Here is a 12,294-nt window from a genome sequence, read left to right as displayed (position 1 = left end):
CATCACAAGATGAGAAAGCACGAAACCGCCGTATGCGGAACCGCACGTACGGTGGTGTGGGAGGTCGGTAAATGTGAAAATAGGAGGCAAATGCCTTTTATGATTAGCATTTACCTCCTACCCGATTATGTGTGGGTACACAGCTGGTGGATAAGCACGTAATATCCTTAAAAATCCACTGTTTATGCGTTTTGTCCACCTATAAAATCCGTTTGTCCACCCAATATAATCCGATTAATTGTACTTTTGCCACTGAAAAATGATTTAGAATTTTTAAATAACCTACATATAGTAAATAAACAACCTAAAAGCATTAAGTTATGAAGATAAGAAAAACTTTGCTTTCGTTTGCTTGTGCTATCATGGTGGCATTAAGTTTCACTGCTTGTGGTGAGGACTGGGGCCGACAGGACGATCCTGCTGGCGGACAGATTTACCCATCTAAGACAACAGTGGCAACTTATGACTTTGAGTATTCAGAAGAGAAACCTGAGTATTCTGACATGATCAGTCACGACGAGTCATGTGAGGTGACCAATGATGAGACCCTCGCAAGTAATGTATTGCACATCAATGGTAAGGGTGGTGCCAAGATTGCCAATCCTTTCAATGGTGTGAAGTTGCAAAATGGTGCTGCCATCACTTTCGCCGTAAAGATTGATGCAGCCGTAGCTGAGGACGGAACTGTCGCTGATGTTGACTTGACACGCCCTCTTATCTCATTTGGTTCAGATGAGAAGAATCTAGCTGGTAATGATATCAGTGCTCACTTCTATATCACTGCCAATGGTCAGGTGGTTTACAGCAAGCCTACCCAGTTGCAGAGTATGAACCTGAATGAGAATGATCCTGCTTCAGTGAAGACAGGGATTCTCTCTCCTAATGAGTGGCATTTTGTAGCCCTTCAGCTTTCTACTGAAGGTTACCAGCTTTACGTAGATGGTAAGAAGAGCCTTTCTGGTTATCAGACATCATCAAGTGCTACTTCTTTCCAGTACAAGACCTTGGTTGATTCCATCAACTCTTTACCTTATATATATATAGGTGGAGACAGCAAGTTGACAGCCGAAGAGACCAATGCTATTTCCATCGACGATGTTACCCTGATCCGTAACATGATGGAAGAGAAAGACTGGAATAAGACCGTTGGTGGTAATGGAGGTAGTGGTTTCATTTGGAAAGAACAAGAATCTATCGGTAATGAAGATTTTAGTTCCGGATTCTTTGATCCTAAGACTCCAAATATTCAAATGAAAGGTAATGGTACTGTTCATTACCGTTTTACTTGCAATAATAATGCTGCAAATAATTATGAAACATGGGTTCTTGCCATAACAAATGGTGTGGCTTTTGGCGATAATGGATATATTGAATATGAGATATGTCGTGGTGATGCTTGGAGTTGGGGCTCACTCCTCGATGGCGATGGTCAAGGCGTTTCTGCAAGTTATAATTGGGATTCATGGATTGCTGATATGAAGGGAGCAACAGTAGACCTTTATGTTACTCGTACTGGTAAAATGTTCCATGTTGAACAATATGTGACAACAGCAAGTGGTTCTAAACTCCCAGTTTGTACATTTGATACTCAAAAAGAAGCTCCTACCGAAGAATGGGGTACTTTTGTTACTCTGGAAAAGTCATTCTTGACATTTGAAAAGGCCGAGACTTATACATCTATTAATTATAAAGATGGTGCATATACAATCGGTTCTGATGATAATTCTTCAGCATTCTTTGATAAGAAATCTGAAATGTATGACCTTTCAGCAGAACGTTCACGTTTGACAATTCAATTTGTCAATACAACTGCAGGTGGAGAGAATTGGGAGAATTATGTAGTTGCATTCACTAACACTCCTTTTGGTGAGGCTGGATATTTAGAGTATGCAGTTTGTAGAGCTGATGCTTGGACATGGGGAGCTAATATACCAACGAATGGAGATAATGTAACAGCTAGTTACAATTGGGATACTTGGAAGACAGATATTAATGGTGCTACTGTTACTCTTGATTTCAAACGTGTTGGTGATAGAGTTGATATGACAGCTGATGTTGTGACAGCTCAGGGAGAGTCTTTGCCTCAGATGTCTTTCTTTGTTGATGGACTTGAGGGTAAACCGCTTTATGTCTTCTTGACAAATGAAAAGTCTTATCAAGTTATCAAGCAGGTTAGAACATATCCATGGTTCAATACTAACTTTGCAGAATAATAACATAAACAGAATAAACAATGAACAATAACATATTGCATAAGTTATTCTTGACCCTGACACTGGTGCTCCTTACTTTAGGAGCATCAGCACAGGTTACCGTATCAGGTAATGTGTCAGATGAATCGGGTGAGCCTATCATCGGTGCTACTGTTATGGAAGCATTGACAACCAATGGTGTTGTTACTGATTTCGACGGTAACTTCAAGATTCAGGTGAAGAACGAGAACGCTACTTTGAAGATTTCTTATATCGGTATGGTTGCTCAGAACATCCGTGTAGGCAATCAGCGTAATATCAAGGTGGTTCTCAAGGACGAAAGTCAGAAAATCAATGAGGTCGTAGTCGTTGGTTACGGTCATCAGAAGAAGGAGAGTGTCGTAGGTGCTATCTCTCAGGTTAGTTCAGACGACCTCTTGAATACTCCTACAGCCAACGTAACACAGGCTATTGCCGGTAAGATTCCAGGTGTTGTTACAACACAGGTATCTGGTGCTCCTGGTGCCGATGATGCTACCATCAACATCCGTGGTCGTGCAACCTTCGCTGGCGACGGTGCTCCATTGGTAATGGTAGATGGTGTAGAGCGTGCTTTCTCTCAGGTTGCTCCTGATGATATCGAAAGTATCTCTGTATTGAAGGATGCTTCTGCTACAGCCGTTTACGGTGTGCGTGGTGCAAATGGTGTCATCCTCGTTACTACCAAGCGTGGTAAGGATATGAAGCCAGAGGTTAGCTTGACCAGCAACTTCATGTGGGGTACTCCAACCCGTAAGCCTCACTATCTGAACTCTTATGATTCTGTAACTCTCCTGGAGGAGGCTCTGAAGAACGATGGTCTTCCATCACAGTATACAGCTTCTGATATCGAGATGTACCGCAAGAGCTGCGCCGGTGAGTTGACTGGTGCTGATGCCCTTCTCTATCCTAATGTAGACTGGTATGATGAGGTGCTCAACAACTGGGCTCCATCTCAGCGCTATAATGTAAGTGTACGTGGTGGTACGAAGCGTATGCGCTACTATGTTTCTGGTGAAATCTACAACCAGGGTTCTCTGATTAAGAACCTCAGCCAGGATGCATACGGCAACTCTTCAAGCCCTGGTTACAACCGTTACGCTTTCCGTGCCAATATGGACTTCTTCCTCTCTAAGGATTTGACATTCAGCGTAAACTTTGGTACTCGTTTCGAGAACCGTCATGGTTCTAACACCAATGAGAGTTCTACCAACTATGATATCTTCGCACGTATCAACCATACTCCAGGTTGGATCTTCCCAGTATCTTATGAGGTAGAGAATGGTGAGACAACCAAGACACTCTATGGTGGTACAGCCGTATATCAGGACAACGTAGTGGCTGCCCTTGCCAAGGGTGGATACTATCGTGGAACCAATACCATCAATGAAACCAACTTCATTGCTGACTACAAGATGGACTGGTTGACTCCTGGTCTTTCTGCCCGCGGTATGGTTTCATTCGACTATGACTCTTATTATAAGAAGACATTCGGTGCGGCTTTTGCAACCTATGAATTGAACGACCGCAACAACTTTACAAGTGCAGATGCTTATACCAAGTATAATGTAGACGGCGACCTGGCTTACTCTAAGGGTTCTTCTACAACTTACAAACTCTATATGGAGGGTCAGATTAACTACGCCCGCAAGTTTGGTAAGCACGATGTTACCGGTATGGTACTTTACAACCAGAACGACTACCGTTACAACTCAGACCTGGCTAAGCGCTATCAGGGTCTCGTAGGTCGTGTAACTTACGGTTATGATGACAAGTATCTCGCTGAGGTTAACGTTGGTTACAATGGTTCAGAGAACTTCCTCAAGGGTAAACGCTTCGGTTTCTTCCCAGCCTTCTCACTCGGTTGGCGTGTAACTCAGGAAGAGTTTATGAAGCCAACAGAAAACTGGTTGAACAACTTGAAGATCCGTGCATCTTACGGTGAGGTTGGTAACGACGTTTATACAGTAGGTGGTGTGGCTCAGCGCTTCCTCTATGAGGAGAAGTGGAACCAGATTACAAACGATTACTACTTCGGTAATACTGGTAAAACCGGTATCTTTGAGAGCCAGTATCCTAACTATGGTGTAACCTGGGAACGTGCCAAGAAGTTCAACGTAGGTTTGGAGTTCGGCTTGTTTAACGGTATGCTGACTGGTAACTTCGACTACTTCGTTGAGAACCGTAACGATATCCTGACAGAATATTTGAGTCGTCCACAGTGGGTAGGTGTAACGATGGCTGCCGGAAACCTCGGTAAGACCCAGAACAAGGGTTACGAGTTGGAACTCCATCACTTCAACCACATCGGTAAGGACTTCACTTATAATGTAGGTGTTACCTTCTCTCATGCAGCCAACAAGATCAAGAATATGGATGAGCCTGCTTACAAGACCGCTTACCGCAAGCGCGAAGGTCACCCAATCAACCAGTACTTCGGTCTGGTATGCGAGGGCTTCGTAACACAGGCAGACTTGGATAATCCTGACTTCCCAGTATCAACTTACGGCAACGTAAAGGTTGGTGACCTGAAGTACAAGGATATGAATAACGATGGCTTCATCGATGACCGTGATGAGACATTCATCGGCTACAGCGATATTCCTGAGAACACATACGCTCTGACACTCGGTGCCAACTATAAGGGCATCGGTTTCGAAGTAATGTTCCAGGGTGTAGACCATGTATCCCGTTACTACGACAGCGATGCAATGTTCGCCTTCCAGAACAACGGTAAGGTAAAGGATATCCACCTGAACCGCTGGAATCCTGCAAAGAGCGAGGCTGAGAACCTGGCAACAGCAGAATATCCATTGCTCCATTACGGAAGCAACGGTGACCACAACCAGCGCCAGAACTCATTCTTCCTGAAGAACGGTTCATTCGTCCGTCTGAAGAACATCGAGTTGAGCTATACATTCCCTAAGGAGTTGATTAAGCATATCGGTATGAGCAATGCCCGCTTCTACATCAATGCCAATAACCTCTTTACATGGGATCATCTCGACGACTTGGTTGACCCAGAGAGCAACGGTTCAAACCGTTACCCACTCTTGAAGACCGTCAACGTAGGTTTCAATGTCGTATTCTAATTCAAGAACATTCAAAAAGAATCGAAAATGAAGAAATATAGTATATTTGCTTTGGCGCTCGTTATGGGAGCAATGACGCTCACTTCTTGCGAAGACGCCTTCGGCAATTTCCTCGACAAGCAGCCAAGCAATGAGTTAACAAAAGCTGAGGTGTTGGGTAACTTCACTCTGTTGGAGCAGAACCACAACGATACTTACAACTTCCTGCTTCACGGTGCCAACCGCGTGAACAACTCATGGATGGATGCTGCTACCGACCTGGCTGAGTCAAGTATCGGTACATCAGGTACACGTACCACATTCAATATCGGTAACTATTATGGTGGTGGAGGTGCAGCAGAGTTGACTTCTCCTTGGGAGAGCCGCTATCGTGGTATCCGCAAGTGCAACATCACTATCAATACATTGGAGCAGGATACAGAGAACAAGCTTCGCCCTGCTGATGAGCCCGTAGAAACTTATAATGCCAAGAAAGGCAATTATATTGCAGAGGCCCGTTTCCTCCGTGCTTATTTCTACTGGGAACTGTTTCTCCGTTATGGTCCGGTGCCATTGGTAATAACCGAGCTCGACCCTAATGGTGACCTGATGACAGGTTATACAGAGCGCCCAGACCTCAGGACCTTCATGGATTATCTCTTCAAGGAGGTGAAGGAATGCGAGAGCAGTCTGAAGACTTATGCAGAGACCAGCGATGCTACTTATGCAGGTGAGGTAAACCAGCCTACAGCACGTGCCCTCTATGTTCGCATGATGCTCTATATGGCAAGTCCACGCTACTCTGCACAGAGTGGTGTTACCTGGCAGCAGGCTGCTGATGCAGCAGCGGGCTTCATCGCTGATTATGGTGAGAACTATAAGTTGGAAGACCGTACTAACGGTGGTGTAGCAGCCTACAACAATGCCTGGTTGCTCAATACATATTCTGACAAGAACCCTGAGGTTATCTTCTTCCGCAACGATGTAGCCATTGGTTGGAGCGGTATTTCTACCGATACTCCTGTAGGTGAAGGTGGACAGGGTGGTCTTTGCCCAAGTCAGAACCTCGTAGATATGTATGATATGGAAGATGGTTCAGCTCCTTTCAAGCAGTATGATGCAACAGGTGCTCCGGTTTATGTAAACGGCAAGCCTGTCATCAACGAAGAGAGCGGTTATACAGAGCAGAAGATGTGGAAGAACCGTGATCCACGCCTCGCAGCTACCATTCTTTACAATGGTTGTGAGTGGGGTCAGGCTACCAGCACCAAGACCAATGTCATTGATGTGGTTTATGGTCATCGCGATAATCCTATCGGTAACCAGAATGCTACTCCAACAGGTTACTATGTACGCAAGTATATTCCTGAGACCATCCTGAGCAGTAACCACAGCGGTACAGCCAAGCGCCTCTGGAAGATCTTTACCTATAGTGAACTGCTTCTGAACTATGCTGAGGCATTGAACGAGGCTGACTATGTAGGCAACAAGACACAGGTTTGCAACCTGCTCGACCAGATTCGTCATCGTGGCGGTATCATCGGTAATGTAGCCGACCGTGCAGACTTGAATTCCCAGACAGCTATGCGCAATTTCATCCACAAGGAGCGTACCATCGAACTTGCTTTCGAGGAGCACCGCTGGTGGGATGTACGTCGCTGGAACGTAGCAGGCGATGCGCTCGGCCGTGATATCTATGGTGTAGATGTGGCAGCAGATGGCACTATTACCCGTAAGGTAGCCCAGCAGCGCAAGTGGCAAGACAAGTTCTACCTCTATCCAATCCCAGAGGCTGAGGTTTGGAAGATTGGTCAGGACTTCCAGAACGATGGTTGGAAAGAATAACTCTTTTAATGATAGAATCGTATGAATAATATTCAGAATATATATAATAAGGTATCTTCATCAAGCAAAGTCTTGATGCTGAGTGCACTTCTCTGCGCTTCAAGCTCAGTCTTGGCACAGGAGCAGGTGCTCAAAGGCCGAATCGTCAACAGCCAGGGTGAACCAATCCCTGGAGCTGTTGTCAACGTGGCAGAGGAAAGCCGCATTGCCCTGACCGACAAGGAAGGTTACTTTACATTGAAGAAGGTAACTCCTAGCGATGAAATCTGCGTTAGTAGCGTAGGTTACAAGAATGCTCAGGAGAAGGTGACTACTTTTGACGGCACATACGTCATCAAGATGGAAGATGATGCAGACGAGTATGAGCATCTCGCTCCTGTTCCTTTCGGCGAGCAGAAAAAGAAAATCTTGACAGATTCCCGTTCGGTTGTTTCAGGCGAGGAATTGCAGAAGCATCCTGTTACTATTCTTCAGAATGCCTTCACCTCAACACTGAATGGTGTGGAGACTTACGAATGGTCTTCTGAGCCAGGATGGTCGGAGAGCTTCCTCTTTATCCGTGGTATCCGTACCACCAACCAGAGTGCCCGTTCTCCACTGATTATCGTGGACAACGTAGAGCGTGACCTCTCCTTCCTCGATGCTTATCCTATCGAGAGCATCACCGTACTGAAGGATGCTGCCGCTTCTTCTATCTATGGTATGCGTGGTGCCAATGGTGTGATTATGGTTACTACCAAGCGCGGTAATGCCGGTAAGACTAAGATTGATTTCACTCAGGAAGTCGGTTTCCAGACCCTCGCCAACAAGATGGAGGTTCAGAACTCTTACAACATGGCGATGACCCGTAACCAGGTACGCTATCTGAGCGGTATGGATCCGATGTACACCCAGGAGCAGCTCGACAACTACAAGTATGTATGCGATGGTGGAAAGTTTGCTGACGATGATATCCGCAAGTACCAGTACTTCAATACATCTTGGGCAGACCAGTTGTATCGTGAAGCTGCACCGCAGTATCGCACCAACCTGCAGATTAGTGGCGGTAACCAGCGTGCCCGCTACTATGTAAGCTTCTCTTACCTGCGCCAGGAGGGTATGTGGAATACCGAGGGTACAGAAATGAATGATGGTTACAGCACACAGCACGTACTGAACCGCTGGAATCTCCGTTCTAACATCGATATCGATGTATCCAAGTATCTGAATGTATCTCTCGACTTGGGTGGACGTATAGATAACATCTCTCAGCCTACTGAGCCTGTGTTCAACCTCGTTACCTTCGGTGTAATCGAGGCAAACCCTATGGCTCCTACCCATAACCCTGACGGAAGTATCTATTCTTCATCTACAGCCAACAACCCGGTACGTTACTTGGGTGGTTCCGGTTTGGAGAAGAACCGTCGCCGTAACTTGTATTCTACCTTGAATGCCAAGTACGATTTGAGTCCTGTATTGAAGGGCTTAGGCTTGTTCGGTACTGTCAGCTTCGATGCATACGAGACTTTCGAGTCAACACAGACTGCTCAGATGGATTCATGGAACTACGACTACGATACTCCTGGTATTACAGATGTCAGCCAGTTCAAGTATACCAAATATACAACCAAGGCAGCTTTGAGCAACCCTTCTGCTAATCAGCGTGGTTACTACTACAACCTGAATTTGTTTGGTGGAGTAAGCTATAAGAATAGTTTTGGTAAGCACAATGTAGATGCCCGTGCCTTTGCCCGTTACTACCGTAATGAGGAAGCAGGTTCAGATTACTCTACCCAGCAGAGTGCATCTTCAAACCGTTATCTGGCATACAACTTCCAGGGAACATACGACTATGCTAACAAGTATATCGCTTCAGTCAACCTCTCTCGTATGGGATGTGACAACTTCTCACCAGACGACCGTTGGGGAACCTTCTGGGGTGCATCAGCAGGATGGGTACTCTCTGAGGAATCCTGGATGAAGAAACTTGGCTTTGTCAATCTTCTCAAGCTCCGTGCTTCTTATGGTGAGGCTGGTCAGTCATCTACAGGTGCAGGCCGTTACCCATATCAGAGTATCTATGGTTCTGCTACCGGTTACGGTTTCGGTTATAACGGAACTTTTGTGAATGGCTATGCTGAGAGCAAGACCGGTAATGCCAACAGTAAGTGGGAAATCTCCAAGATGGTAAACCTCGGTGTTGACTGGAATCTCTGGAACAGCAAACTCTATGGTAGCTTCGATATCTTCAAGGAGTGGCGTTCTAACATCCTGGTATCCCGTTCAACCGTGCCAGAAACCATACTTGGTGTGCCTGTAGCACAGGATTCATATGGTAAGGTTGAAAGCCGCGGTTACGAACTCGTTCTCGGACATCGTGGCAATATCGGCAAGGACTTCAAGTACTTCATCGAGGGGCAGCTTACCTTCAATACCAACAAGATTACCGATATCGATGAAACTGCACCAGATGTAGAGTGGCAGCGTAAGGCTGGTCATAGAATCTATGACAACACTTCGGTAGCTGAACTCTATGAGCAGGCTCAGACAGGTACCAACCGTGTGGGTGGATGGAACATCTATAAGTTCGACCAGTGGGCTTCAGATCCAAACCTGATTGCAACCTCTCAGCAGGATGCCATCGACCATCCGGAAAAGTATCCATACAACAGTTTCTCTAATGGAGCACAGCAGTTGGGTACAGCGGTGTTCAAGGATATCAATGGTGACCGCGTGATCGACTCAAAGGATATGGTACCAGATTCATACACCATCATTCCTGAGATGATTCCTACCTTCAACTTCGGTTTCGAGTACAAGGGCTTCGATGCCCGCATGATCGTGAATGCTTATCTGCGTCGCTCTGTATTCCTTTCACCAGCTATCAGCTACAGTGGTTGGAGTAACATGGGTACCCACGAGGTAACAAAGGCTTGGGGTTACTATACTGACGACCCTTCTGATCCTCGCAACGTGAATGCTACTTATCCACGTCCTGTTTGGGGTGGATTCGATGCAGTTGATTCAGAACGTGCTACAGGTTCTTATCAGAACAATATCTGGGTACGCAACGGTAACTTCTGGTCTATACGAAATATCGAGGTAGGATACTCTCTGCCATCTAAGTTGATTTCTAAGTTGTGGATGACTAAGTGCCGCGTTTACTTCAGCGCTTACAATATTGCCACCTTCAGCAGTCTGCCAGATGATGTTGACCCAGAGAAGCCATTGAGCTACTGCTGGTGGTATCCAAAGACAAAGTCATTTACATTTGGTATTAACATTGGTTTCTAATCAGTTTTATCAAAAAGAATTATGAAAAAGCTTTTATTAGTAAATATATCGTTGGCGATGCTGACTGTAGGAGGTATGACCTCCTGCAGCGACATTCTCGATAAGGAAGTCGACTTGACTTATACCGACGAGAACATCTACAGCAACTACGACCGTACCCGTGGTGTCTTAGCAAATGCCTATAGCTATTTGCCTGATGCCTTTGCGGGATATACCGATGGTCAGTTCCGTGCTGCTTCTCGTGACTGTATGACCGATAATGCCCTCTCTAAATGGAATGTGCATTACTATCACAGTGTGTTGAACGATTCATACGATGCAAAGAACCACTGGTTTGCTGAGAATTATTGGAGCAACGATCTGAAGGGTATCCGTGTCTGCAACGACTTTATTTCAAAGGCACGTGAGAGCGTCATCGGAAATGCTGAGAAAAGCGGTGACGACAATAAACTCTGCGACCGTTACAAGGCAGAGGCGCGTTTCATTCGTGCCATCCTTCATTTCGATATGATTGGCTATTTCGGTGCAGTGCCTATCGAGAATCATGTGTTGGATAATGCAGAGGCTGCTTCTATCACCCGTACTCCAGCTCCTGAAGCATTGAAATGGGTAGCTGATGAATGCGATGCCATCATCCAAAGCGGTGCGCTCCCATTCCGTTACAGCAATGAAAATGAGAACTGGGGACGTATCAATGGTGCTGCTGTCTATGCCTTGAAGTCAAGAGCATTGCTCTATCGTGCTTCTGCACTCAACAATCCTACAAATGATGTTACCTGGTGGCAGGAAGCTGCTGATGCAGCCCTTGCTTTCATCAATGCCAATAAGAGTTCTGCCAATCCTTACCGTCTCTACATAACAGACGATAACAACCCTAACAAGAACTACTACGAGTGCTTCACTAGTACTCCTCACTTGAATCCTGAGTATATCCTCAGCCGCAGTGAGTGGAATACACGTGAGATTGAGATGTTCAACACTCCTTGTGGTTTCTCTGGTAATGTGAACTCTAGCGGTCGTGTAAACCCTACACAGAATCTGGTTGATTCTTACGAGACCATCAATGGTCTTCCTATCGACCAGGATCCTTCTTACAATGACCAGGATCCTTACAAGAACCGTGACCCACGTTTGGAGCAGACCATCTTCCATCAGGGAAGCATCTGGGGAGACAAGAGCCAGGATGAGGAGCGTGCCATTGATGTTTCTGTTGGCGGTAAGGACTACGAGACTATTCATGGTGGTACCTCAACCGGTTACTACTCTAAGAAGTTCGTTCACAATATGAGTTTCAAAAACCCTACCACTTATATCACAGCATGCCCTATCTTCCGCTATGCTGAGATTCTGCTCAATGCTGCAGAGGCATTGAACGAGGCAAAGGGTCCAGATGCTGCCTACGACTATGTAAACCAGGTTCGTGCCCGTGTGGGTATGCCTGCTTACAAGAGTATGACCAAGGAACAGCTTCGTGAGCGTATCCGCAATGAGCGTCGCATCGAGCTGGCTTTCGAGGATCACCGTTTCTTCGACGAACGCCGCTGGAAGTTGTTTGAAGGCAAGAGTGCTGCTACAGAGAAGAGTGAGCCACGCTACAAGCAGGTTTACAACATCTATAGCGTTGTTGTAACTCCAGACAAGAGTCAGGTATATACTTATCGCAACGATAATACCCATCCTACCCGTGCGTTCTCTTCTCCTAAGAATTATTACTTCCCAGTGCCTGACGACACTTACAAGAAGAATCCTAACTTAGAACAGAATGCAGGTTGGAAACTCTCTGATGCTCCTAAGAAGGACGACACCACTGAAGGTGGCGAGACTACTGAGGGTGAAACAACCGGCAAGTAATCTTTGTCAATATACATTATTAT

General features: G+C 45.8%; 5 protein-coding genes. All 5 read left to right on the top strand.

The features are described 5' to 3' along the window. The first annotated feature begins 320 nt into the window (after positions 1 to 320). From ACWJAO_RS09680 to ACWJAO_RS09660, 5 genes are read left to right on the top strand one after another with little or no spacing between them, the layout of a single operon-like run. Positions 321 to 2,213 carry a hypothetical protein gene (locus ACWJAO_RS09680; RefSeq protein WP_449140103.1) on the top strand — a complete coding sequence of 631 codons (1,893 nt, stop codon included), beginning with the start codon at positions 321 to 323 and terminating at the stop codon, positions 2,211 to 2,213. 20 nt (positions 2,214 to 2,233) lie between these two features. Next, positions 2,234 to 5,323, top strand: a complete 3,090-nt coding sequence (locus ACWJAO_RS09675) for a SusC/RagA family TonB-linked outer membrane protein (RefSeq protein WP_449140102.1) — start codon at positions 2,234 to 2,236, stop codon at positions 5,321 to 5,323. 27 nt (positions 5,324 to 5,350) lie between these two features. After that, positions 5,351 to 7,147 carry a RagB/SusD family nutrient uptake outer membrane protein gene (locus ACWJAO_RS09670; protein WP_449140101.1) on the top strand — a complete coding sequence of 599 codons (1,797 nt, stop codon included), beginning with the start codon at positions 5,351 to 5,353 and terminating at the stop codon, positions 7,145 to 7,147. Between the two features lie 21 nt (positions 7,148 to 7,168). After that, complete coding sequence (locus ACWJAO_RS09665) at positions 7,169 to 10,420, top strand: SusC/RagA family TonB-linked outer membrane protein (protein WP_449140100.1); 3,252 nt, start codon at positions 7,169 to 7,171, stop codon at positions 10,418 to 10,420. A gap of 21 nt (positions 10,421 to 10,441) precedes the next feature. Continuing rightward, on the top strand, positions 10,442 to 12,271 hold the full coding sequence (locus tag ACWJAO_RS09660) for a RagB/SusD family nutrient uptake outer membrane protein (RefSeq protein ID WP_449140099.1): 1,830 nt from the start codon (positions 10,442 to 10,444) through the stop codon (positions 12,269 to 12,271). Positions 12,272 to 12,294: the final 23 nt, after the last annotated feature.

This window comes from Segatella sp. (assembly GCF_977051555.1).
The sequence above is the reverse complement of the archived record's forward strand: the minus strand, read 5'-3'. Positions and strand labels throughout refer to the sequence as shown.

Bases quoted from the DNA above. Each gene is read 5' to 3' on its own strand.
- ACWJAO_RS09665 (WP_449140100.1), top strand. From the start codon at position 7,169: ATGAATAATATTCAGAATATATATAATAAGGTATCTTCATCAAGCAAA.
- ACWJAO_RS09660 (WP_449140099.1), top strand. From the start codon at position 10,442: ATGAAAAAGCTTTTATTAGTAAATATATCGTTGGCGATGCTGACTGTA.
- ACWJAO_RS09680 (WP_449140103.1), top strand. From the start codon at position 321: ATGAAGATAAGAAAAACTTTGCTTTCGTTTGCTTGTGCTATCATGGTG.
- ACWJAO_RS09675 (WP_449140102.1), top strand. From the start codon at position 2,234: ATGAACAATAACATATTGCATAAGTTATTCTTGACCCTGACACTGGTG.
- ACWJAO_RS09670 (WP_449140101.1), top strand. From the start codon at position 5,351: ATGAAGAAATATAGTATATTTGCTTTGGCGCTCGTTATGGGAGCAATG.